Raw genomic sequence first — 21,623 nt, 5'->3', positions numbered from 1 at the left:
AGCACCAGGGTTTGCGGCGCATCCCACCGCTACCGCCGCCGAAGCGCCCGAACTGAAGTCGCAAGCTCAACTACCTCCGCCCCCGCTCGGCACGATGATGTCTTCCGAGCGAAGCGAGACCGAGCACTAGAGTTCGCGGCCCGTCTCGCTTCCGAGCGGCCGAAGCGCATGCGCCGAAGGCGCGAGTCTCGGCCGCTCGGAAGCGAGACCAAGGGGGCCGCGAACACGCAGCGCCGAAGGCGCTGCAAAACAATACAGCCCGGCACCTCGGGAGGTGCCGGGCTCAATGCGCTACCGGTCCGGGCTGAGTGGTCCGGTAGCGCCGGTCGTCTCGAGAATCAGACGACAGTGCGGGTGCGGGTGCGCGCGTTGCGACGCTTGAGCGCGCGGCGCTCGTCCTCGCTCATTCCACCCCACACGCCGGCATCCTGCCCGGACTTCAGGGCCCAGGACAGGCAGTCGGCGGTAACGGGGCAGCGAGCGCAGACCAGCTTGGCATCGGCAATCTGCGCGAGCGCAGGACCACTGTTACCCACCGGGAAGAACAGCTCGGGGTCCTCATCGCGACAGATGGCCTTGTGGCGCCAGTCCATTCCTCTGCTCCTTTGCTGGGCGCCGCAAAAAGGCGCCTACGGTTTGTGGATCGTTCACTTGTGCGACTCGAATGTTTCCGCACGGTTGCTTGTGAATGCTTTCACGAACACCGTAGATGTCAATAGGTATCCGGTGCACCGTGGGGAAGCTCACGCTCTCAAGGTTCCCCTAGGGGAACCGCCGGGTCCTTTGTACTCGCTCTACCCAGTTTTCGCAGCGCAAACGCGATGTTTTCGCGCGTTTCGTGCTCAGGAAGGCTGGGGAGCGACGACGGCGAGCACGTCGGGCACAGCTGTGAAATCCACCATGTTGCGTTTTCCGATAAAGTCGCCATCGATTTGCAGGCCGATGGGCTCCGCGGCGACGATCCGCACCGACGGAACATCGTCCTCGCGAAACAGGTTGCGGGACTTGGGGTGTCCATTGGTTGCCAGCAACTGGCGTGCGAGCATGAGGGTCGGGACCACCGCCATCGACCGCACGGCGAACACGCCGAGGCCCGTCTCGAAGGTGGTGCCGGGGTTGGTGTGCACCGGCGTGGAGTTCAGGTAGGTCCATGGGCTGGCGTTCGTTACGAATGCGTAATGGACACCGTCCACCGGTGCGTGTCCCGGGATCTCGATCCGGACGCTCGGCTCCTTGCCTTTTGCGCGGAAGAATTGGCGCACGGTGGTTCGGACGTAGTGGCCGGGCGTCGCCGCTCGGCCGTTGGCACGGCTGGCGTCGATCGCCTCACACACATCGGCGTCGAGTCCGACTCCGGCGCTGAAGGTGAACCAGCGGTCGTCGGCGATGCCGAGACCGATCTTGCGGTCACTGTCGAGCGTGAGCAGATCGATCAATTGGTTGGTCGCGGTCACCGGATCCGGCGAAATGCCGAGCGCCCGCGCGAAGACATTCGCCGAGCCTCCGGGGATCACGCCGAGTCGAGGCAGCCAGGCCTGACCATCGTTGAGCTGGGGCAATGGCAGGAAACCGTTGATGGTTTCGTTGACCGTCCCATCGCCGCCGTGCACCACGATCAGATCCATCTCATTGGTCGATGCCCACTGCGCCAATTCCGCCGCGTGCCCGCGATGCTGGGTGTGTGCAACGGTCAGCTGGGTCCGGCTCTCCAGGGCGTGTGCCAGCAGATCCCGTGTCGCCGGTGTAGTCGAGGTGGCATTGGGATTCACGATCAGCAACGTCCGCACGCTTCGAAGCCTAATCGGGCTCTGACGGAGGCGGTCCGGCGACAGCCTTGCGCTCGGGCGCGCGCGGGTGGCGGCCGTTTAGGCTTGGCGCGTGGCTGAGACCGACAAGGGCGAGTTTTCCGGTGTGCCGACCACGGTGCGCGGTGCGGGTGGACTGGTGACACTGGAGGGCGGCGTCGCAGTGATCGCGGCGATCGTGCTGGTGGTGCGCGGTCTGCTCGGGCATGACCAGAGCACGACGAGCGGGTACGGCACCGCGGCGTGGTTCGGCATCCTCGGCGGCGCCGTGCTCGCCGCGGGCATCGGGTTACTGCTCGGCCACCGCTGGGGCCGAGCGATCGCAGTGATCGCTCAGCTGTTGTTGCTGCCGGTCACCTGGTCGTTGCTCACCGACTCGCACCAGCCGGTCTTCGGAGTCCTGCTCGGCGTCGTGGTGATCGCCGCGCTGGTGCTGCTGTTCGCGCCGCCCTCGTCGCGGTGGATGGCCCAGGAGTACGGCATCGATACCGACGGGCCGCGGACCGGATAGCAGTGGTGTTGCTCAGGCTCCGGTGGCGGCGCGCAACGCCTGCCGACAGAGCTGATCGGCCTGCCGAGTCGTCTCGGGTTGCCGGTAGCGCGGGGTGAGCGCCAGCACCTGGGCGCAGGCTGTGTCGAGGTCGATGAGATGGCCGACCGATACGAAGACGGGCTTGACCCCCCTCCTGGTGCGCAGCACGCGGCCGACGATCTGCCCGTCGATGGTGACGTCGGAGGTCGCGCCGCGTTCGGGCCCTGGCGCGGTGTAGTCGCCCCATGCCGACTTGGCCACTCCGATGCTCGGCAGTCCGGTGAGCACACCGACGTGACAGGCCAATCCGAACTGTCGTGGATGGGCCAGTCCCTGGCCGTCGCAGACCAGCAGATCCGGTGTGGTGCCGAGCTTTTCGAGTGCTGCGATAGTGGTCGGCAACTCGCGGAACGCGAGCAGGCCCGGCACATACGGAAAGGTGACGGTGCCGTGTGCCACCGCGGTGTCGACGGGTTCCAGTGTGGCGCTGTCCAATACGACGACAGCGGCGGCGAAGGTTCCGTTGTCGTGATAAGCCGAGTCCAGTCCGGCGGCAGTCCGGAACTTTGCTGTACCAAGGTTTTTCGTGACAACCGACGGGCGAAGCTCGTCCTGCATCGCCACTGCCTCGTCTGCCGTGGTCGGCCACTCGGCCGGGGCGCTCACCCGCATGTCGGTCCTTGCTCTCGCCCCGCCGCGCGACTACTTGCCGCCGCGCCCGAGTGCGTCCAAGGCCTCGCCCTCGAGCCGGTAGCCGACCCACTCGTCCTGCCCGACGGCGCCGAGTGACTTATAGAAATCGATGGACGGTGTGTTCCAGGTCAGTACCGCCCAATCGACCCTGCCGTAGCCGTTGGCGACGGCTTCCTCGGCGAGCGTGGTCAGCAGCGCCTTGCCGTACCCCTTGCCGCGGGTCTCCGGTTTGACGTACAGGTCCTCCAGGTAGATGCCGTGTGCACCCTTCCAGGTGGAGAAGTTCAGGAACCAGATGGCGCAGCCGACCAGTCCGGTGTCCTCCTCGACCACGTGCGCGAACAGTGCCGGCGCCGGGCCGAAGAGCGCGCTGTGCAGCTGCTCGGCGGTCAATGTGCACTCATCCCTTGCCTTTTCGTACTCGGCTAGGTCGTAGACCAGTTCGACGAGACCGGGCACGTCGGCGGGCGTCGCGCGGCGGATCACGCCGTCGCCGGATCGAGTCACAGGATTGCTCCGTTCGGTGCGGGAACGAGGTTGTGCGCCAGGATGGTTCGCACGTCGTGTTCGTAACCGAGGACGGTGATCGCCCCGGTCGACATGGTGAAGCGGCGGCCCTCCCTGAGGTCCAGCTCGGTCCAGCGGGCGATCAGTGCTCGGGAGAAGTGTCCGTGCCCCACCAGCACGATATCGCGGTCGGCCAGCGTGGGTTCGACGGAGGTCAGCACCCGGTCGGCCCTGGCATGCACCTGGTCGGCGGTCTCGCCGCCAGGCACCGGACCGGTCCAGATGGTCCAGCCCGGGACGGTTTCGCGGATTTCCGCAGTGGTGCGGCCCTCGTAGTCGCCGTAATCCCATTCCGCCAGGTCGTCGTCGACAGCGGTGTCGGTGAGCCCCGCCAGTGCGGCCGTGTGCACGGCGCGTTGTCGTGGGCTGGTGAGCACCAGCGGATCGCGCAGCTTCAGCTCGGTCAGCAGCTGACCGGCTCGGCCGGCCTGCTCTTCGCCGCGCTCGGTGAGCGGCAGATCGGTTCGCCCGGTATGGCGGCGCTGGGTCGACCAGGTGGTTTCGCCGTGCCGGAGCAGCACGATCCGGGCATCATCGAGTGCAGACATGGTTGCTTTCCCGCCTCTCCGCGTCTTCAAGCCAGACTAGCTACTGCGACGGTGGCGTCGGCGGCCGGCGGTGAGGTGACAGGTACCCGGTGAGTTACCAGTGTGCTCTCTAAAGGCATCGCCGCTGGTCATGGTGCCGACAGTACCGTGTGATCTGCGGTCATTTGCCATCCACTTGTCAAGAATTCGGCCGACGTGTGTGTGGGGCGGTGTTGAATGACGCGGTGTGCTGGTCTGGCCCTGTCAACTGGCCCACCAGCTCAAGTAATCCGTTGGCCCGCAACGGATCCGCGCCTGTGAAACTGTCGCGTACCGCGACGACGAGGGCGGTCTCGAAGAACGCTCCGGCTACCCCTGCAACGCACGCGAGCACGACGATCACCCCGACCGAACAGGGACGGAATACAAGCGAGCCGAACAATACGAGAAATACCAGCAGTCGGACGACATCGCTCGCGATGAGGATCCGCCACGGGCCGACCCGATCCACCAGAGGGCCGGAGGCAGACCTGCGATCAAATATCCGATCACGCGGGGTGCCGAGGGCCAATGCCGCAACCGCGGGATCATCGGTCAGCCGCAGTACGAGCAGCGGAACCGCCAATACCGTCAACCGTCACCCAGCAGCGATACGGCCTGACCGCACAGGAACAGTCGGCTACTCCGCATTGGGTGCGATGGTCAACAGATGGCCGGTCAGCTGCTCCAGACGGCAGCCGAAGGACATCTTCAGATCCCATTTCATGATGCCGTAGTCGATGCGGGTGACGCCACGGGCCAGGGCGGCACGCACCGACTCGTAGAAGCATGTGACGAAATATGCTCCATACGCGTCCGGGCGCTGACCACACCACAACAGCCGCAACGTATCTTCGTGCCGAAGACCTAGGGAGAAACCGGCGAGCCCGTCTTTGCGACGGGCGACCGCCACAACCACATCTTGGGGCTCGTACAGTGCGAGCATCCGATCGATCACCGACGACTGCACAGCGGCATCAGCCTCGGAGCCGTACTTGCGCAGCAGTCCCAACCGCAAATCGAGCACCTCGTCGCGGACTTGCGCCAACTCGGCCTCGCCCACGGCGATATCGCTCTCGGTCAGCCGGCGGCGCAGACGCGCGATATCTCGTCGGCGGGCCTTCGGCAGCTGGTGGTGAAACTCCTCGACGCTGTCGAAGGTCAACGGCAGTACACAGGTCGGGTACAGCGGTACAGCCTGCGCGCCGTATTCGATCAAGGCGCGTCGAAGCGGTTCCTGCCGCTGCGGCACGTACAAGAAGGACACCGACCGGGCACCGCGTGCAGCCGCCCAAACCTCGACAGCGCTCAGCGTTCCCTGCAGAACTGGCTGATCCGCCGCGCCCGAACCCGCTGCCGCACAGACATATCCGGGTAGCACAACAAGCAGAGATGGGTACAGCGCATCGATCGGGATCGGCTCGGAACATCTGTGCAGTTCCGGTGACGGGATATCACCGCGCAATACGGCGGCGATGTCGTAGCGAGGCTCCCCGGGCGGCGAGCGAAGCCAGCGGGTGTGCAACCCGATCTGTGCGCGCCCGTCGACCGTCGCGATCAGCCAGCGAGGCTCTCCCGGAAGCAACGGCGCCATAGTCTCGAGCCAACGCACCGACACCACATAATCCGGCGTCGCGGCCGCCAACATCGCCCATTCCGGCGGCCGTTCGACCGTGGATCTCAAATCGATCTGCATCGTCAACCTGCACATCATCAGGAGGATGTGGATGCTCCGATGGGACCAACCCGCATCCATCTACCGGTAAATAACGGCACGTTGTTCAACGTGTCGTAGAAAGCATAGAGCCGTGAAACGGTGATGTATCCGGAATCGAGTCGAAAGTCGAACTGCTAGAGTGCGACCCGCTCAACTGGCGCTTCGGTGCCGAATCCGGAATCGGCACGTCGGTGGCTGCGTGGATCGCTACACCGCTGCTGGACAGGTCGCCACGGTCGGCTCTCCGCGGTCAACGCCGGCGGCGGACAGCTTCGATCCTGAGGGCGTGCACCATGCCCGCAATGTCGGCGTACAGGCCCGCTGCCGGTGACTTCCCCGAGTTCACCGACCGTGACGATCGCGGGCATCCGTCCCGGCCGAGCTCGATGGTCGAGACTGCCGTCGACTACGACGTGGTTGGCGGCGCGCGAGACCGCGTCCTCGAGCAGTCCGGAGATGGCTCGATGGCGACTGTCGCCAGGCGTATTCGTGTTGGCACCGTTCGGTTTCCACCAGTCATGGAGTGGCGCAATGGTTCTGGTTGTTCTCAGCCCTGGGCCGCCGGACATGTCTGGGTTAGGCTCGCCGCATGTGGTTGAAGCCGATCATGCTGGGCGTGCGGTTTCTGCTTGAGCCTGCCGCGATGGCCTCGTTCGGCCTGCCCGGGTGGCGAGAGTTCTATGCGCCGTGGCGGTTTGTGCTGGTGCTGGTTTTGCCGGTTGCCGTCGTGGCGGTGTGGAGTGGGTTCGCGGTGCCGGGGGATCCGAGCCGCGATGGGGCGGCCACTGTGGCGGTGCCCGGAGTAGTGCGCCTCGTGATCGAGGTCGTGATATCAGGTGGCGGGGTGGCTGCGCTCTGGATCGCCGGCTCTCGATGGCAGCGGTTCTGTCCGCGATCGTCCTGGGGACCTATCCCGCGCTCGAGTACGACACGGTGGGATGGCTGCTGAACCATTGATGGCCCGTCCTGCTCATGTGTACCTCTGGCCGGTGACCGATCGGAAAGGTTGAATGACCACTCGAATAGGGATACTCGGAGGGGTTGGCCCTTTGGCTGCTGCGCATTTCCACCAGAGGTTGCTGCGCCTCAGTGGAGCCAGTGTGGACCACGAGTATCCGGCATCGATTCTGGTCGGTGAGCAGATACCGAGCCGAATCGCGCATCTCCTGGGCCGTGGGCCCGATCCGTTGCCCGCGCTGCTGAACGCGGTCGCCATGTTGGAGCGTGCAGGTGCCGATTTCATTGTCGTCCCGTCGGCGACGACACACGCCTACTACACGGCTCTCGTTTCTGCAGCGCGTGTTCCGGTCTGCAATCTTCTCGCCGAGACGTCTGCGGAGTGTGAGCGGCGCGCCTATCGTCGAGTGCTCTTGCTGGCAACGGAGGCCACAAGACAGCTGAGGCTGTTCGAACCGTATCTCTCGGGCCGTGTGCGATATCCAGAATTTCAACGGGCAATCGGATGCCTGATAGAGCAGGTCAAATCGGGCGGACCGGTCGAAGAGTTGCGTCGTGAACTCGGCCACTGGATCGACTCCTACGATCGCGACGATGTCGACGGTGTTGTCCTCGGATGCACGGAGCTATCGGTTGTCGCACCGGAGAACACTCGACTACCGACTGTGGATATCACCGAGGTGCTTGCGCATGCCGCGCTGGGACGGGCCGGAACAATACCGTAGTTGGACTCGGCCCTTCCACGCTCCGGTCCTGCCACGGGCGTGACTCCTGCCTGGGGCACCCAGAACGGTTCGTTGATCCAGTACCCGTCGAGGCATTCCACGAAGACCTCACCGAGATAGCAGCCGAACCGCGTGAGGAGGTTATCGATGCCGCTGCGACGGCGTTCGAGAAGTGTTGCCGCTGAATTCATTACGACAGCTCCGTGGTGTACAGACCGCGGATCAGTATCCGTTCGCCCGGTCCGGCTACAAACGCGGTGCGTCCGTGCGCCACCCTGCCGTTGCACAGCACCACCCCGGTACGCGAAGGAATCGCTATATCGAGCCGGTACGGGCTACCCGGCTGCGACCTCTGGCGCATCTGTTCGACCATGGCCGCACGCTGCGCACCGAGATCACCAGCCAGCTGCCAGATTTCGTTGCCGTCGTCGGCCCACCGAGCGCGCAGGCCGTTGCCGAGGTCGGCGAACGCCGGCCCGGTCACCCTCTGCGGAGGGTGGAACGAGGTCGCCACCCGCGTCAATGTGTCCTCGCACATCAGTGTCGCTGCCCCGCCTGGGTTGCTGCGGCGCAGATGCTCGAACGCCTCGACCGCCTGGAAGATCGTGGTGTGCCCGCCCTCCGGTGCCGCGCGCTCGAACCACAACAACGATGTAGCCACCAAACCGATCGGGTCAAGCGTGCCGTCGGTGTGGAAGCCTTGCGTGGCACCGGTGCCGAAGTACCGATGTTCGGCGGTGGTCACTACCGCGAGATTGTGTTGAATCCGTCGCTGTCGTAGCCGTAGCGGCCCGCGTCGGCGGTATAGACCGGTGGAATGTAGGCGTCGCCGAGACCGAGCGATCGCGCGGTCTCGGCGAGGATCGTGCGGCCCGGCGCATTAGGGTCGGCGATGGTGAATAGCGCAAACCCGTTGTCGCGGCAGGCTCGCCGCATCTGGGCGACCGCCGCGGCCGGGTCCGTGTCGAGCGCGGGGATAGCGGCGGTGACCGCTGGGTCGGCGATGCCGGTGTCGTTACGGACGATCATGGTGTCCCTCCAGGAGTGTCCTCCTTGGCCCAGCGGCGAATAGCGTCGGAAGCCGCGAAGTCCGTGCCCGATCGTGAAAACAAATTCCGGTCCCGAATTCCTCTCGTCCATTCACGGAATGCAAACAGCACGAGCGGAATTCGGCTCGCGGGCAATTGTTGCGGCGAGGCCAGGCGACTCACGCCGGGCGGACTCGCCGCGGGACACGACAGGCGAGGCCGCCGAGGCCGCCACACGCCCCTCGCCGTCGGTGGTGGCCGTGCCGCTACGAGTTGGCCTCGGCGGTATCAGCATCGGTGGGCTGTGTGTCGAGGGTCTGGAGTCCTGTCGTTGTTGCCCGCGCGGTGCGGGGGTTGGTGTTCTGGCGAACAGCGACACCCGGGGTGGTTAGTCTAGGGCTAGGCCCCGTCCCTGTGGCGCCGACGGCGGTCCGGCCGAAAACACCGGGAGCAGCCAGGCGCACGACGCAACAGTAGTGATTCGAGGTCACTGCTTCCTCACTGCACACCAGAAGGCCGTGCTCCTGGCACGGCCTTCTGTCAGCGACGAATGCGTTTGTGAGCGGTCGCAATTCGGTCGTTGAGTCCGGCGGCAGAGGTCGGCATATCGTTATGCGTGGGCGCGTACAGCGTCGAGGTATTCGGCAATGGCCTCCCGGTTGCGAGTGAGGCAATCGATGCGCCGGGACATACGGGTGAGTTCGTCTTCCAGCAGGTCGAGCATTTCCGGTGTGGCCTCGTCGAACACGATGGAGCTAGCCTTCTCGAGACAGGGCAGGATCTGCTTAATGATGCGGGTCGGCAGGCCGGCATCGAGCAGTCCTCGGATCTGGAGAACGCGCTCTACGAGGTGCTCGTCGTAGCTGCGGTAGCCATTGCGGCAGCGTTGCGAGAAGATCAGGCCCTGTTCCTCGTAGTAGCGCAGCAGCCGACGGGAGGTTCCGGTTCGCTCGGACAACTCTCCGATACGCATGTGTTCCACCTCACAGAAGTATTCATTGACCTTCACACACATGTGAAGGTTTCAGTATACTACTCATGAAGATAGGCATCACCACCTTCGTTACTGACGAGGGGATCAGCGGTCCGAAGCTTGGCCTAGCGCTGGAGGAGCGGGGGTTCGAATCCCTATTCTTGCCTGAGCATTCGCATATTCCCGCGAGTCGGAAGTCCTCCGCCCCAGGCGGAGGTGAGCTGCCGCGGGTGTACTACCGCGCGTTGGACCCCTTCGTCACCCTCGGCGCCATCGCGGCGGTCACCGAGCGGTTGATCCTCGGAACCTCGGTCACCCTGCTGGTTCAGCGAGACGTCATCCACACCGCCAAGGAGGTCGCCTCGCTCGACCTGATCTCGAACGGGCGCTTCGTATTCGGTGTCGGAGCGGGCTGGAATCGCGAGGAGATGGCCGATCACGGCACCGATCCGCGCACCCGCGGCGCGCTACTCGACGAGCAACTCGAAGCCATCCGGAAGATCTGGACCGAGGACCTCGCCGAGTACCACGGCCGCTTTGTCGATTTCGACCCGATGTACGCCTGGCCGAAGCCCGTACAGCAACCGCATCCGCCGATCTTCATCGGTGGCGGAGAGTCGGCGGCCCAACGCGCGATCCGCCACGGTGTCGGCTGGATCCCCGCCGCGGTGAACGATCCCGCGGCGATCCCGGCTCAGGTGGCCCAACTCGACGGCAATGACCTGCCTGTCACAGTCGCATTCGTCCCGCTCGATCCGGCTCTGGTCGACGGCTATGCCGAGGCCGGGGTACAGCGATTGGTCTTCAGCCTGCCGACCCTGCCGGAATCGGAAACGCTACGCACCCTCGACGAAATCACGAAGATAGCCGAGCGCCGGCTGGCCTGAAATCTGCGCGACTGCGGCGCGGGATCGCCCGTGCGGCAGCGGGCAGGATGACCGGACCGCACCAATCGTTGCGTTCACGGTGTCAGCATCGTGTAAACGGCGAGTTCGGACGGCAGTCACGGTTGTGACCGTCGCCGCTTATCGTCGGCACGGAGTGACTGTCTTGCAGGAATTGCCGCGACGGGTTGCGATCGCTAGCTAAAACACGGGTTAGTTCAGTGTTGGAAGTTCCCCGCGACCGTCCGCTCTCGCACTACACGACGACTTTCGCGTCCGCAGCGAGTAGCACTCGACGTCATAGCAGAGGAGCACGTGGCGACGTCGGCCGCGGCGGATGGACGAATTCCGCCTAGGCGGCGCGTACGGCGGCGGTGGCGGCGCGGGCGATGTCGACGACAGTGGCGGCCGGATCGGTGAGTATGTGCACGGTCACCCCGGACAGCGGGCGCTCTTTGCCGTTTGCCGGTGCCAGCCACAACACCGCGCACCCGGCCGCGCGCAGCGCGTCGAGCCGTTTCTGGGCGCGGTTGCGGTTGCCGCCGCTGAAACGGCCGTCGGAGATGATCACCAGCAATCGGGTCGCGCCGGGGCGGGCGAGACCGAGGGCACCGTCGAGGGCCTCGATGGCGGTGTCGATCTCGTGATCACCATCCGGGCAGTTGAAGTCGGTCACCCGCGCCGGGGCGGTGCCCGGGTAGGTGATGGGTGCGACCGAGTTCCCCCACGTGACAGTCGCGGTGGCGGCGGGCATGGTGGCCAGCTCGGCGGCGCGGGCGATGATCCACGCGGCCGAGGCCACCGGGGCGGCGAACTCTCTCATGGACCCGGACACGTCACACGCGATACCGACCCGCAACGGCGGTAGAGGGGTGGTTTTGCGGGTGCGGGTGAACGGTTCGGCGGTCGGGATGGCACCGGCGGCCAGCTGTGCCTGCCGGGCCAGCACACCGCGCATCCGCACCCGGCCCGGCGGCAGCGCCGAAGTGGTTCGCACGGCGGCCCGTTCGCGCGCGGCGGCGGTGTCGAGTGCCCGTGCCAGCACCCGCGCGGCGGACTGTTCGTTCTGGCGCGGCGCGCGGGGTGTGCGGGTGCTTCGCGTGGTGCCCGGCCCCGACCCGTAGCTGGTGCCGTCGCCGAACACCTTGCGCGCCTGATCGGCGGCCCGCTTGTCGGAACGTTGCGCGGCGATGCGCGCGGCGGAAGCGGCCTCGGCCGGGTCCGGGTCGACCGGCGCGGCCAGGACCGACCGGGTGATGTTGGCGACCGTGTCCGCGATCGCGCCCGACAGAGACGAGTTCGGCACGGGCTCGTCGTGAGGGTCGGTGCCCACGATGTCGAGCCAGCGCTGCCCGAGCTCGAGCATGGCAGCGGCGTTGTCATCGGCGACGGTGTGCGCCTCCTGCCAGATCGCGCGCAACTTCGCGAGGGTGTCGGTGCCGAGGATGGACTCGATTTCCTTGGCGGCGGGCGCGCATTCGGCCGCCTCGAGGACACCGCCGTCGACCCGCCCCAGGATGAGTGCGGCATTGTGGGCGGCGGCGTAGGGGGTCGGCGGGATCTGCCCGGCGGCACTCGCGCCGCCGTTGTCGCCGATCACGATCTCGGTGGCGCTGGCACGCAACCAATGCCGGTCGTCGGGGCGGCGGCGGACCTGGGCGGCCTCGATCCGGGACTCCTCGAGCAGCATGGCGGCCTCGACAACAGCGGGGTTGGCCACCGGCGGCGGGTCCCACGCCGAGTGCTTGGCGTGGGCGCACTCGTGCACGAACGCGCCCCACACTGCCGCGTAGCGGGCGCGGTCTCGGTTGCGGTCCGGCCGCGCGGCGGCCGGGGAGATCGGCAGGCGACTGCCGTCGATTTCGATGGCGGCACGGTGCGGCATGAATACGGCCGGGTGCCCGTGGGCAGCGCCGGGGGCGATCGTGACGACCAGGTCCTCACGGTCAGCGATCGGCGGGGCCTCGGCGGTCAGCGCGGCGGACAGGGCATCCCATCCATCGGCGGCGGGTGCGGGGGTGGTGGTCGGGTCGGCGATCAGGTGTCCGGGCATGGCGGTAGCTCCTAGTAGGCGGTGCGGCGGGGTGGGGTGGGTGTCGAGACGACGACGATCAACAATTGGCGCTCGCGCTTGAACAACGGCGGCCGGTCACCGTGCCCAGATGAGCCAGATATCCGTCTCACGGTCCAATTTTCCAGTGTGCGAATGGATTTCGCTGCTTGCCTGACCGCCGCGCTGGTGTTCGTCTGTGATGTGGCCGCCCGCCGCCCCGGCACCGTCGCCGTCTACCCCGGTCGCTGCGCCGGATTGCCCCGCCTCCCCAACGAGCGACTGTTCCTACTGCCCTGACCCGCGCACAGCGCGCCTTTCGACCGCCCGAATGGCCTTGGCACGACGGCCCGGTGAGACCACACGACATCTCACCGGTCCTTGCCCCGCGCCAAGGCGGCCCCGGAGTCGCTTCCCGGCGACTACCGGGGCCACCCCGAACCTCCGAGATCCCACACCATAGGACCCGAGAACACCATGTACGCAAAGTTCGACACCACCACCGCCGCCTCCACCCCACGCTCACACCGCCACCGATGGATAGCGGCGGCAGTGCTGGGCGCGCTCGCCGCACTGGCAGTGGTCGCGGTGGTGACGGCCCCGGACGGGAGCGCGCAGCCGACCGGATTCGCGTGCGAGGAAATCACTTCCATGGACCGGGTCACCGGGTCCGGTCCTGGTGACACCACCAGCGGCCCGGTCGCGATCCTGTGGTTCCACCACACCTACTACGTGGATCGTTCCGCCAACCAGGCACTCCAATTCCTGACTGGAGGGACAACTACCGCACGAGAGAGAACCGGATGCACCGGAATGAGGTGCGTCAGGTTCACATCTCGCTGACCCAGATCTTCGTCCCGCTATGTCTCGACCCAGGAGGTACCAATGTCGCTGAGTTGTATGTTCCGCGAAACACCAGCCGGTCTGGCCTCGATAGCAGCCGATCTGATTGCCACACATATTCATTCAGCGATCAACGCGACGGGTGAATGTCTCATCGCAGTTGCCGGTGGAACGACGCCGGTCTCGACCTATCGCGAGCTGAGCAGACTCGATATCGATTGGGCCAAGGTGATTTTCGTTCAGACCGACGAGCGGGTGACACCGCAGCCAACCGACCGATCCGCTGGGTTGATCGAGACGGCCCTGGGCCTGACCGACCCGGGCCATCGCGCTACCTGGTCCCCGATTCGGGTGAGCGGCGACGGTCAGGAAACCGCTGCGGCATACGACAATCAACTTTCGCGACTGCGCGCCGAGGGTGTTCCCGACATCGCGGTGCTCGGCTTGGGAACCGACGGCCACACCGCCTCGATCTTCGACCACACACTCGGCGAAGCTCCCTACCAGCGGGTGGTAGCCACGACCTACCACGGCGAGCAGCGAGTCAGCCTCGGCCTGAACTATCTACGGGCCGTGCCTACTCGAATCCTGCTGGCCACCGGCACCGGCAAGAGGGCAGCACTGGCCGAAATCCTCAACCCCGCAACAGGCACTGCCCCAGCGTCGGCCGCTGTCGTACTCGGCCAGGACGGGTATGTCCTGGCCGACGCCGCAGCCCACCCAGGCCAGGCGTGAAAATGGGGAACGTAGCAGGCGACAACCGCCCAGTGATCGTGTTCGATCTCGGCGGGACGTGGTGGCGTCTGGCGATCTTGACCCCATCCGGTGTACTCGCCGATCACGACCGGCACCCGGCAGTGACGAAGGCCGGTACCGGGAGCAATACCGCCACACTGCGCGAGCTGATGGTGCAATTTCTTCTCGCCCAGACCCGTCGACTGCTCGAAATCCATCCCGGTGTCGTGGATGTGGGGATCTCGATCGGTGCCACCACCAACGGTCACACCGGACAGATCCTTGCCAGCGCACCGCTGTGGGGCGACAGCGCCGATCCCTTCGATCTGCGAGCCACGCTGCGCGAGAACGAACCACGAACCCGGTGGTGGGTGGTCAACGACGTGACCAGTCTCGCGCTGGCCATCACCAGCAGGCCCGAAGTCCGAGCGATGGGCGTGAAAATTGTTGCGGCGGTGACGGTCAGCAGCGGGATCGCCGCGCGCACCATCGACGTGGAGTCCGGTGAGGTGGTCCTGGACCGTGTGCACGGGATTCAGGGCGAAATCGGGCATCTGCCCGCTGTTGTCTCCGCGCCGCTGTCGGCCGATCTCCCGGTCTGCGATTGCGGAGCTGTCGGACACGTCTCCGCCATTGCGGCGGGAAAGGCGATCGAACGGCAGCTGGCACAGCTGGCAAGCATCCTGGGCGCGGACGCGACCACCGAACCAGCACCGCTGGCTCGACTGTGCGCCGCATTAGAGCACAACAATCCGCACGCCACAGCGTTTCTCGACTCGGTCACCGCGCCGCTGGCTCGGGCCCTGCTGTACCTACTGACCTTCGATCCCCGCATCGATCACGTGTTCCTCTCCGGCGGGGTGGTCGACACGCTCGCCGATCACTACATGAACAGCTTGTACCGCTGTCTGGAAGCGGACGGTCTCTACCTCGTCTCCACTCACCAGCCCACCGTCTTTCGCGACCGGATCTCGCGCCTGGAATCCGATGGGCTCGACCCACTGCGGGGTGCCGGGCTTTTCGCTCGCAGGCAATCGCTTCCGGCAACTGCCCGGCCCGGAGGAAGGAATCACTGACATGGACCGCATCTGGGGTGTCGCTGCGACACAAACGATGTGCTATCGAATTCGACGGACACGAGACTGCCTGGACCCCGACAACAGCGACCTGGCCGACGCCGTGGGTGTCGGCAATCGCCGCACCCTGGTCTTCGTCGATTCGACGGTCATGAGCTTGTTCGGCGACCAGATCCTCACCTACTTCGACACCTACACCTCACTGTGCACCGTCGTACCGATCGAAACCACCGAGCGCACCAAGAACTCCGAGACAGTGAGCCGGATCATCCGCGAGTACGACAAGTTCGGACTCAGCCGGCGCCGGGATGCCGTCGTCGCCGTCGGCGGTGGAGTCCTGACCGATGTCGTCGGCTTCGCCGCGAGCATCTACCGCCGCGGCGTGCCCTATGTCCGAGTGCCGACCACTCTGTTGGGAATGGTCGACGCCGCCGTGGGAGTCAAGACCGGGATCAATTTCAACGGCCGCAAGAACCGGCTCGGCACCTACTACGCCTCGAGCGAGACCATCGTCGACCCGAGCTTCCTTGCGCCGTTGCCCGCGCGACAGATCTCCAACGGGATGGCCGAGATCCTCAAGATCGCACTGGTCAAAGACAGCGGACTGTTCGACCGTATCGAGCGGGAATGGACCACCGCTCCGGTTTCGGAGCACATACCACTGTCAGCGGTCCCATCATCGACGCCGCGATCACCGCGATCGTCGAGGAACTGGAACCGAATCTGTGGGAGGACAACCTCGCCCGACTGCCCGACTTCGGCCACACCTTCAGCCCCTCGTTCGAACTGGCAGCGAAACCGAAGCTGTACCACGGCGAAGCAGTCGCTATCGACATCGCGCTGTCCTGCGTGCTCGCCCAACAGCGTCAACTGATCGACGACGAATGCCTGGGCCGAATCCTGACACTGATGGCCCGCGTCGGGCTGCCACTGAGCCACACCTGCATCACCGACGACATGCTGCGAGCGGGCTTGTCGGACTCGATCCGCCACCGCGACGGCAACCAGAACATCCCGCTGCTCACCAAAATCGGCACCGCGATCTTCGCCCAGGACATCACCCCGACCGAGCTGGCCACCGCAGCCGATGCGGTGCGCCCGTTCCACAACGAACTGTGCACCGCATGACCGCCACCGGAACCACCGCCGTCAACCGCGCCCTCGTCCGCAGCGGCGATGAACTGTGCCTGCAGCGCAAGCCTGCGCCCATCACCTTCGAACCACCCACGCTCCGCCGTGTCCTGCGAGCAGGCATCTGTGGCACCGACCTACAGATGCAACGCGGCGCACGGTCCGACCGAGCCACAATCCTGGGCCACGAAGGTCCCGCAATCACCCCGGACAAACGAGGCTGCGAGATCTTCAATCCCGTTGACCCGAATGACCAAGACGTGATCCTGGGCCACAGCTACGACGGAATCCTGCGAGACTACGTTCCCACCGGACTCCCATGCGGAGTTGTCGCCGCACACAAGGACCTCTCGCTCGACCTCGGCGCGCTGGTCGAACCCACCGCCACCGCTCTCTATGTGTGGGAGCTGATGCGCGTGCATCTGCGCCCCAGTGCAACGGTCGCGGTCTTCGGCAGTGGTTCAGCAGCCCTGCTGGTGGCGATGCTGGGCGAAGACCTCGGATACCGGATGCAACTGGTCCACCCACGCCGAGAGCGATTGCGCTACATCGGACGGCTCGGTGTGCTGCCCGCGAGCACCCTCACCGATCGGATACAACCGGCCAGCGTCGACGGCGCAGTCGTGTGCTTGCCGCGCGAGGCGACCGTCACGGCCATCTGCGCGGCTACGGCCAGCCTCTGCGACAAGGGCGTGCTCGACCTGTTCGGTGGTATCCCTGCCGGGCTGCGGCACCAGGCGCTGCCCGGCATCGACTTGTCGGCCGTACGACGTGCCAACGTGTGCGGGCGCTCGTCCGGCCCCGACGCCGTCCAAGTATTCCCCGCCGCTGGCAAGCGGGTGTGGGTGACCGGGCATCGCGGAACATCACCAGCCCATCTCGACCAAGCCCAGCAGCATCTCCTCGCGGCTCCCAGCCGATTCGGCAGGGTCATCAGCCACGTGATCTCTCTCGAAGAAGCTGCCCTGCGCATCCCGGCTATGGCCCGAGGCGAACGACCTTTCGGTGAGCACGTCAAGGTCATCGTCGACCTGACCATGTCCGGGCCCGCGCGCGACGCTGACATGTCGACCACTGTGGCCGATCACCTCGAGGCGATCCAATGACCGCTCACCTCGCAACGACCTATCGGCGTATCGATCACCGCGACCACACCGCCTTCCTCACCACCGCCACCGTGGCCGGTGTGTCGTCCGTGCTCGCCACCGGCAATGTTGTTCTGGCACCACGAGCGGTCGGTGTTTGCCGCTCGGATCTACGCGAGATCAGCGGTATCCGGTTCGGCCGCCGTGACTTCGGCCACGAGATCATCGGCAGCATCCTCGACTGCACCCCGGCCTTGGCAAACCTGCGGGGTCGCACGGTTGTGTTCGATCCGCACCCAAAGCTGGCTCACCGGACATCTGGATTCGCTGAACTGGTCGAACTCACCGGTGACTCCAACCAGCTGCGTGCCGCGCTAGTACCGGTCCCCGCCGGGCTGCCCGATCGGGTGGCCGTGTTCGCCGAACCGCTGGCATGCGCGGTCCACTGCGCCACTCGGCTGCACACCGCCACCGCGGACCTCGCACTGTCACCAGAGACCACGATCGCGGTCTTCGGTGCGGGGATGGCCGGGACCCTGATCAGTACGGTCCTCACCGCCACCGGCCACCGGTCTGTCCTGCTCAACCCCAGCAGCCCGCGTATCGAGTTCCTGCGCAGCCGCCGCGCAATGCCCTCCGGGGTCCTTGACTCCCACCAGCACTGTCCACCGTTTCAGCGCATCGTTGTGGCCACTGCCGCTGCCACGCCGCAGGTTCTGGCGACCTGCTTGGACATGCTCGCCGACGACGGACTGCTGCTGATCTTTGCAGGCACACGGCCGGGTGACCGGCTCGACACCATCGACATCGACCGACTGCGCCGCACCGAAGACCTTCACGAACTCTCCAGGTCGAGCGGGCGGTACCACCTCGCGGGCAGCCACGGGGCCACCCGAGCGGACTTCCACACCGCCCTGAAGCTGTTGCAGCAGGCCCCCGATGCCGGGTGGTCACCGTCGCTCTGCGTCGAGCGACTGACCACCCAGGTCCTCGGACTCGACGCAGCTGCCGACTATCTCACCGCCAACGCAGCCCGCGGCGGCCTCGGAAAAACGATCGTGCAGATCCGTCCACCCATTCCCCCGGAGTCGTGATGAAGATTCCCCGCTACAACCACCTCGCCCAGTTCGCCGACCTGCCCGCCACCACCGACCAGATCAGGCACGCGCTGGCCACCGGCGACTACATCCTCGGCGAAACGGTCGCCCGCTTCGAGCACCGATTCGCCGACTACCTCGGCGCTGCCCACGCGATCGGTGTCAACACCGGCACAGACGCACTGACCCTCACCTTGACCGCGCTCGGTATCGGGCCGGGCGAAGAAGTAGTCACCGTCGCGAATACCTTCCACGCCACAGCCCTGGCGATCACGACGGTCGGGGCGACGGCTGTGCTTGTCGACTGCGAACCCGATAGCTATCTCATGGATCTCGATGCTCTCGACGCAGCGTGCGGGCCGCGCACCAAAGCTATCCTCGCGGTCCACCTGTTCGGCCGCAGCCTGGACATGGACCGGGTCACCGCAATCGCCTCCCGACACGAAATTCCCCTTGTCGAGGACTGTGCCCAAGCCGTCGGAGCCTTCTGGGGCGGCAGGCGGGTCGGCACTTTCGGCGCTGCTGCCGCCTTCAGCTTTCATCCGAGTAAGAACCTCGCCGCGGCTGGCGACGCCGGAGCTGTCGTCACCAACAACCCCGACATCGATCACAAGATCAGGATCCTGCGCGGCCTCGGACAGGACGGACAGGGCAACCACGTCGCCCTGGGGGTGAACTCCAAACTCGACGCGATCCAAGCCATCGTCCTCGACGCCAAACTCGACCTTCTCGACGGCTGGAACGCCCAACGCCGCACCATTGCGGCCCGATACGCCCGCGCCCTGATTCACCCGGCCATCACGGTTCCACCGCCGTTGCAAGACCCCGGCGACCACGTCTATCACCTCTATCAGGTCACCGTGCCTCATCGCGATGCTGTGCTCGCACAGCTGCGATCGGACGGCATCGATGCCGTCGTCCGCTACCCCGTTCCCGTTCACCGCCAGCCTGCGTTCGCGCGCTACCGGTTCGACGGTGCGTACCCACATGCCGAATATCAGGCAGCGAACACCCTGTGCCTGCCGATCCGCCCGGACTTGTCGCCAGCAGATGTCGACTTCATCTGTGACCGCCTGACCACCGCAATCACCTCCTCCCAGGAGGGCCTCGCATGAACGTGTCCATCGCACCGGCGCTGATCGGCGCTGATCCCTTGTCGTTGCGCGACGCCATCGACGGTGTCGCAGCCAGCACCGCCAAGTACCTGCACCTCGACATCATGGACGGCCACTACACGCCCGCGATCAGCTTCGGCCTGCGCACCGTCACCGCCATCCGCCAGCACACGACCCTGCCACTCGATATCCATCTGCAGACCCTCAAACCCGAGCGCTACATCGACGACCTCATCGACATTGGAGCCGACCGGATCAGCTTCCACGTCGATGCCGCTACCGATATCGGCACAGCCCTCGACACCCTCCAGACAGCCGGCATCCGCAAAGGGCTCGTGCTCAACCCCGACCTCGGCCTCGAACTCCTCGACCCCTACCTCGGGCGCTTGGATTCGTCGTACTCATGACCAGCCGACCCGGCACCAGCACCTTCGATCCCACCGTCCCGGACAAGATCCGCACCCTGCGCACCACCCTGTACAACCTGCACCTCGACACCGTCGAACTCGTCGCCGACGGCGGCATCACCACCACCACCGCACCACAGACAATCGACGCCGGAGCCGACACCCTCGTCGCGGGCAGCGCGATCTTCAATTCCACCGACACCGACCTGTCCAAAGCAGTCCACCGCCTCGCCCAACCCGTCCAGACCGCCGCCACCGTGCAGGAACACTGACCGAACCAGCAGGCAGTCGTGCGAAACAGCGAGACGCACCAGCGCGTGGCCGCCGCAGGTCCACCCGGCACCACACGGGATACGCTGGTGCCAACGCTGCCGCTGCCATCTGGCCAGTTCTGGTGGACTTGTCGAAAATCGTTCCAACCCAGCACTTTTCGACCCATGTCGAGGCGTCGAATCCGTAACGCAACGCAGGAGGAGCCCATGGTTTCGCAGACACCCGAGGCAGTTGTGATCGACATCGTGACCCAGGTAGACGACGAGACGCTGGCCGCGCTGACCGCCCTCCTACCCCAACTGTCCACCACCGCAGCACCTCTGACCCGTGATCTCCTGGAGGCGGTCATCGATTCCTCCTCGACGCGGCTGCTCACGGCACGTGTCGATGGAGCGATCGTCGGCGCGCTGACACTGGTCATGTACACGATCCCCACCGGGCTGCGAGCACGCATCGAAGATGTCGTGGTCGACCAAGCCGCACGCGGGCTCGGCGCCGGACGAGCCCTGACCACCGCTGCGCTGTCCATCGCGAGGGACCACGGAGCGCGCACAGTCAACCTCACGTCGACCCCGACGAAATCCGCAGCCAACCAGCTCTACCAGCGGCTCGGATTCACCCCACGCCAGTCCACGACATACCGCATGATCCCCTGATTTGCGTCGAACAGCCACTGCGACAACGCCGATCCGACCGAAGGACCCTGGATGGACAACGCTCAACCAACAGCCGAGGCCCAGATCCGCCAACACGCCCTTGCCCTGGCCGCCCTTGCGCACAACGGCCTCGTCTTTGCCACGGACGTCTTCGACCGGCAGCGCTACGAACAGGCCAAAGAGATAGCCGTCGACCTGCTGGCCCTCATCAGCAGCGGCACCGTCGAGGACCTGCACCAGAACGTGTTTCTCGAACAGGGATACATGACACCCAAAGTCGACGTCCGTGGCGGCGTCTTCGATGACGAGGGCCGCATCCTGCTGATCCGCGACCGCAGCGATGAGAAATGGACCCTGCCCGGAGGCTGGTGCGATGTCCTGGAACCCCCCTCACTCGCAGTCGAACGCGAAGTCCACGAGGAATCCGGAATCACCGTCCGCGCCCGCAAACTCGTGGCCTTGCACGACCGTGACGTGCAAGGCCACAAGCCCGCCTTTCCTTACCACGTGTACAAGCTGTTCTTCCTGTGCGAGACCATCTCCCACGGCCAACCCAGCCCCGTCGAGACCATGGAAGTCGCCTGGTTCCCCGTCGACGACCTGCCCGAACTGTCGACCACTCGTGTACTCGACACCCAAATCCGGCTTCTCCACGACCACTGGAATAAGCCAGACCTACCAACCATGTTCGACTGACCATCCGTCATC

General features: G+C 65.6%; 25 protein-coding genes and 2 pseudogenes. 16 read left to right on the top strand and 11 right to left on the bottom strand.

Annotated features, from left to right (window positions below; all coding sequences use genetic code 11):
- Positions 1-338: 338 nt before the first annotated feature.
- Positions 339-593 (bottom strand): WhiB family transcriptional regulator, encoded by a 255-nt coding sequence (locus tag ACLMAL_RS13190; RefSeq protein ID WP_011211115.1) that lies wholly within the window; start codon positions 591-593, stop codon positions 339-341.
- Positions 594-842: 249 nt separating this feature from the next.
- On the bottom strand, positions 843-1,787 hold the full coding sequence (locus ACLMAL_RS13185; protein WP_411999335.1) for a diacylglycerol/lipid kinase family protein: 945 nt from the start codon (positions 1,785-1,787) through the stop codon (positions 843-845).
- 91 nt (positions 1,788-1,878) lie between these two features.
- Here ACLMAL_RS13185 and ACLMAL_RS13180 point away from each other — a divergent pair, with 91 nt between their 5' ends.
- Positions 1,879-2,316: a hypothetical protein gene (locus ACLMAL_RS13180; RefSeq protein WP_411999334.1), complete on the top strand. Its 438-nt coding sequence runs from the start codon at positions 1,879-1,881 to the stop codon at positions 2,314-2,316.
- A 12-nt stretch (positions 2,317-2,328) separates the two neighbouring features.
- Here ACLMAL_RS13180 and ACLMAL_RS13175 read toward each other — a convergent pair whose 3' ends face one another.
- From ACLMAL_RS13175 to ACLMAL_RS13155, 5 genes are all read right to left on the bottom strand, one after another.
- Complete coding sequence (locus ACLMAL_RS13175) at positions 2,329-3,009, bottom strand: endonuclease V (RefSeq protein WP_411999333.1); 681 nt, start codon at positions 3,007-3,009, stop codon at positions 2,329-2,331.
- 30 nt (positions 3,010-3,039) lie between these two features.
- Positions 3,040-3,516, bottom strand: coding sequence for an N-acetyltransferase family protein (locus ACLMAL_RS13170; protein ID WP_411999473.1), 477 nt, complete (start codon positions 3,514-3,516; stop codon positions 3,040-3,042).
- Between the two features lie 17 nt (positions 3,517-3,533).
- Positions 3,534-4,145, bottom strand: a complete 612-nt coding sequence (locus ACLMAL_RS13165; protein WP_411999332.1) for an acid phosphatase — start codon at positions 4,143-4,145, stop codon at positions 3,534-3,536.
- A gap of 178 nt (positions 4,146-4,323) precedes the next feature.
- Positions 4,324-4,758: a hypothetical protein gene (locus ACLMAL_RS13160; protein ID WP_411999331.1), complete on the bottom strand. Its 435-nt coding sequence runs from the start codon at positions 4,756-4,758 to the stop codon at positions 4,324-4,326.
- Between the two features lie 45 nt (positions 4,759-4,803).
- Positions 4,804-5,859 carry a GNAT family N-acetyltransferase gene (locus ACLMAL_RS13155; protein ID WP_411999330.1) on the bottom strand — a complete coding sequence of 352 codons (1,056 nt, stop codon included), beginning with the start codon at positions 5,857-5,859 and terminating at the stop codon, positions 4,804-4,806.
- A 610-nt stretch (positions 5,860-6,469) separates the two neighbouring features.
- Here ACLMAL_RS13155 and ACLMAL_RS13150 point away from each other — a divergent pair.
- Both ACLMAL_RS13150 and ACLMAL_RS13145 read left to right on the top strand, forming a co-directional pair.
- Complete coding sequence (locus ACLMAL_RS13150; RefSeq protein WP_411999329.1) at positions 6,470-6,829, top strand: YrdB family protein; 360 nt, start codon at positions 6,470-6,472, stop codon at positions 6,827-6,829.
- A 61-nt stretch (positions 6,830-6,890) separates the two neighbouring features.
- Positions 6,891-7,562, top strand: a complete 672-nt coding sequence (locus tag ACLMAL_RS13145) for an aspartate/glutamate racemase family protein (protein WP_328408968.1) — start codon at positions 6,891-6,893, stop codon at positions 7,560-7,562.
- Between the two features lie 190 nt (positions 7,563-7,752).
- Here the strand turns inward: ACLMAL_RS13145 and ACLMAL_RS13140 are convergent, their stop codons facing one another.
- The 3 genes from ACLMAL_RS13140 to ACLMAL_RS13130 all read right to left on the bottom strand — a co-directional run bounded on the left by ACLMAL_RS13140 (position 7,753) and on the right by ACLMAL_RS13130 (position 9,563).
- Positions 7,753-8,307 carry a TauD/TfdA family dioxygenase gene (locus ACLMAL_RS13140; protein WP_411999328.1) on the bottom strand — a complete coding sequence of 185 codons (555 nt, stop codon included), beginning with the start codon at positions 8,305-8,307 and terminating at the stop codon, positions 7,753-7,755.
- Complete coding sequence (locus ACLMAL_RS13135) at positions 8,307-8,591, bottom strand: hypothetical protein (RefSeq protein ID WP_411999327.1); 285 nt, start codon at positions 8,589-8,591, stop codon at positions 8,307-8,309. The genes ACLMAL_RS13140 and ACLMAL_RS13135 overlap by 1 nt, the downstream gene beginning before the upstream one ends.
- Positions 8,592-9,200: 609 nt before the next feature.
- Entirely contained in the window at positions 9,201-9,563 is a 363-nt protein-coding gene (locus ACLMAL_RS13130; RefSeq protein WP_328408975.1) for a MerR family transcriptional regulator, read from the bottom strand.
- A gap of 65 nt (positions 9,564-9,628) precedes the next feature.
- On the opposite strand from ACLMAL_RS13130, the gene ACLMAL_RS13125 reads away from it, so the two are divergent.
- Positions 9,629-10,450 (top strand): LLM class F420-dependent oxidoreductase, encoded by an 822-nt coding sequence (locus ACLMAL_RS13125; protein WP_411999326.1) that lies wholly within the window; start codon positions 9,629-9,631, stop codon positions 10,448-10,450.
- Between the two features lie 349 nt (positions 10,451-10,799).
- On the opposite strand, the gene ACLMAL_RS13120 is transcribed toward ACLMAL_RS13125, so the two are convergent.
- Positions 10,800-12,500 carry a VWA domain-containing protein gene (locus ACLMAL_RS13120; protein WP_411999325.1) on the bottom strand — a complete coding sequence of 567 codons (1,701 nt, stop codon included), beginning with the start codon at positions 12,498-12,500 and terminating at the stop codon, positions 10,800-10,802.
- 153 nt (positions 12,501-12,653) lie between these two features.
- Here ACLMAL_RS13120 and ACLMAL_RS13115 point away from each other — a divergent pair, with 153 nt between their 5' ends.
- The 12 genes and pseudogenes from ACLMAL_RS13115 to ACLMAL_RS13060 all read left to right on the top strand — a co-directional run bounded on the left by ACLMAL_RS13115 (position 12,654) and on the right by ACLMAL_RS13060 (position 21,611).
- Positions 12,654-12,797, top strand: a complete 144-nt coding sequence (locus ACLMAL_RS13115) for a hypothetical protein (protein WP_411999324.1) — start codon at positions 12,654-12,656, stop codon at positions 12,795-12,797.
- Between the two features lie 177 nt (positions 12,798-12,974).
- Positions 12,975-13,340, top strand: a complete 366-nt coding sequence (locus tag ACLMAL_RS13110; protein ID WP_411999323.1) for a hypothetical protein — start codon at positions 12,975-12,977, stop codon at positions 13,338-13,340.
- A 42-nt stretch (positions 13,341-13,382) separates the two neighbouring features.
- Complete coding sequence (locus tag ACLMAL_RS13105; protein ID WP_411999322.1) at positions 13,383-14,075, top strand: 6-phosphogluconolactonase; 693 nt, start codon at positions 13,383-13,385, stop codon at positions 14,073-14,075.
- Between the two features lie 2 nt (positions 14,076-14,077).
- The gene (locus tag ACLMAL_RS13100; protein ID WP_411999321.1) at positions 14,078-15,151 is read left to right on the top strand and encodes an ROK family protein; all 1,074 of its coding nucleotides are present in this window, start codon (positions 14,078-14,080) and stop codon (positions 15,149-15,151) included.
- Positions 15,063-15,776 (top strand): annotated as a pseudogene (locus tag ACLMAL_RS13095) (iron-containing alcohol dehydrogenase); the annotation flags it as partial. The gene ACLMAL_RS13100 and the pseudogene ACLMAL_RS13095, both read left to right, overlap by 89 nt.
- A 2-nt stretch (positions 15,777-15,778) precedes the next feature.
- Complete coding sequence (locus ACLMAL_RS13090) at positions 15,779-16,279, top strand: hypothetical protein (protein WP_411999320.1); 501 nt, start codon at positions 15,779-15,781, stop codon at positions 16,277-16,279.
- A complete protein-coding gene (locus ACLMAL_RS13085; RefSeq protein WP_411999319.1) occupies positions 16,276-17,388 on the top strand; it encodes a hypothetical protein in 1,113 nt (370 codons plus the stop codon). Before ACLMAL_RS13090 ends, ACLMAL_RS13085 begins: the two co-directional genes overlap by 4 nt.
- Positions 17,385-18,461, top strand: a complete 1,077-nt coding sequence (locus tag ACLMAL_RS13080; RefSeq protein ID WP_411999318.1) for a hypothetical protein — start codon at positions 17,385-17,387, stop codon at positions 18,459-18,461. Before ACLMAL_RS13085 ends, ACLMAL_RS13080 begins: the two co-directional genes overlap by 4 nt.
- Positions 18,461-19,579, top strand: coding sequence for a DegT/DnrJ/EryC1/StrS family aminotransferase (locus ACLMAL_RS13075; protein WP_411999317.1), 1,119 nt, complete (start codon positions 18,461-18,463; stop codon positions 19,577-19,579). The genes ACLMAL_RS13080 and ACLMAL_RS13075 overlap by 1 nt, the downstream gene beginning before the upstream one ends.
- Positions 19,576-20,258 (top strand): annotated as a pseudogene (locus ACLMAL_RS13070) (ribulose-phosphate 3-epimerase). The gene ACLMAL_RS13075 and the pseudogene ACLMAL_RS13070 overlap by 4 nt, the downstream one beginning before the upstream one ends.
- Positions 20,259-20,465: 207 nt before the next feature.
- Positions 20,466-20,915 carry a GNAT family N-acetyltransferase gene (locus ACLMAL_RS13065; RefSeq protein ID WP_411999316.1) on the top strand — a complete coding sequence of 150 codons (450 nt, stop codon included), beginning with the start codon at positions 20,466-20,468 and terminating at the stop codon, positions 20,913-20,915.
- A 51-nt stretch (positions 20,916-20,966) separates the two neighbouring features.
- Positions 20,967-21,611, top strand: a complete 645-nt coding sequence (locus ACLMAL_RS13060) for an NUDIX hydrolase N-terminal domain-containing protein (protein ID WP_411999315.1) — start codon at positions 20,967-20,969, stop codon at positions 21,609-21,611.
- The last annotated feature ends 12 nt before the right edge of the window (positions 21,612-21,623 follow it).

Source organism: Nocardia sp. CWNU-33, assembly GCF_046764895.1.
GTDB lineage: Bacteria > Actinomycetota > Actinomycetes > Mycobacteriales > Mycobacteriaceae > Nocardia.
The sequence above is the reverse complement of the archived record's forward strand: the minus strand, read 5'-3'. Positions and strand labels throughout refer to the sequence as shown.

Bases quoted from the DNA above. Each gene is read 5' to 3' on its own strand.
- ACLMAL_RS13130 (WP_328408975.1), bottom strand. From the start codon at position 9,563: ATGCGTATCGGAGAGTTGTCCGAGCGAACCGGAACCTCCCGTCGGCTG.
- ACLMAL_RS13145 (WP_328408968.1), top strand. From the start codon at position 6,891: ATGACCACTCGAATAGGGATACTCGGAGGGGTTGGCCCTTTGGCTGCT.
- ACLMAL_RS13110 (WP_411999323.1), top strand. From the start codon at position 12,975: ATGTACGCAAAGTTCGACACCACCACCGCCGCCTCCACCCCACGCTCA.
- ACLMAL_RS13085 (WP_411999319.1), top strand. From the start codon at position 16,276: ATGACCGCCACCGGAACCACCGCCGTCAACCGCGCCCTCGTCCGCAGC.
- ACLMAL_RS13155 (WP_411999330.1), bottom strand. From the start codon at position 5,859: ATGCAGATCGATTTGAGATCCACGGTCGAACGGCCGCCGGAATGGGCG.
- ACLMAL_RS13190 (WP_011211115.1), bottom strand. From the start codon at position 593: ATGGACTGGCGCCACAAGGCCATCTGTCGCGATGAGGACCCCGAGCTG.
- ACLMAL_RS13080 (WP_411999318.1), top strand. From the start codon at position 17,385: ATGACCGCTCACCTCGCAACGACCTATCGGCGTATCGATCACCGCGAC.
- ACLMAL_RS13065 (WP_411999316.1), top strand. From the start codon at position 20,466: ATGGTTTCGCAGACACCCGAGGCAGTTGTGATCGACATCGTGACCCAG.
- ACLMAL_RS13165 (WP_411999332.1), bottom strand. From the start codon at position 4,145: ATGTCTGCACTCGATGATGCCCGGATCGTGCTGCTCCGGCACGGCGAA.
- ACLMAL_RS13075 (WP_411999317.1), top strand. From the start codon at position 18,461: ATGAAGATTCCCCGCTACAACCACCTCGCCCAGTTCGCCGACCTGCCC.
- ACLMAL_RS13090 (WP_411999320.1), top strand. From the start codon at position 15,779: ATGGACCACCGCTCCGGTTTCGGAGCACATACCACTGTCAGCGGTCCC.
- ACLMAL_RS13100 (WP_411999321.1), top strand. From the start codon at position 14,078: ATGGGGAACGTAGCAGGCGACAACCGCCCAGTGATCGTGTTCGATCTC.
- ACLMAL_RS13175 (WP_411999333.1), bottom strand. From the start codon at position 3,009: ATGCGGGTGAGCGCCCCGGCCGAGTGGCCGACCACGGCAGACGAGGCA.
- ACLMAL_RS13150 (WP_411999329.1), top strand. From the start codon at position 6,470: ATGTGGTTGAAGCCGATCATGCTGGGCGTGCGGTTTCTGCTTGAGCCT.
- ACLMAL_RS13120 (WP_411999325.1), bottom strand. From the start codon at position 12,500: ATGCCCGGACACCTGATCGCCGACCCGACCACCACCCCCGCACCCGCC.
- ACLMAL_RS13135 (WP_411999327.1), bottom strand. From the start codon at position 8,591: ATGATCGTCCGTAACGACACCGGCATCGCCGACCCAGCGGTCACCGCC.
- ACLMAL_RS13115 (WP_411999324.1), top strand. From the start codon at position 12,654: ATGGATTTCGCTGCTTGCCTGACCGCCGCGCTGGTGTTCGTCTGTGAT.
- ACLMAL_RS13060 (WP_411999315.1), top strand. From the start codon at position 20,967: ATGGACAACGCTCAACCAACAGCCGAGGCCCAGATCCGCCAACACGCC.
- ACLMAL_RS13105 (WP_411999322.1), top strand. From the start codon at position 13,383: ATGTCGCTGAGTTGTATGTTCCGCGAAACACCAGCCGGTCTGGCCTCG.
- ACLMAL_RS13125 (WP_411999326.1), top strand. From the start codon at position 9,629: ATGAAGATAGGCATCACCACCTTCGTTACTGACGAGGGGATCAGCGGT.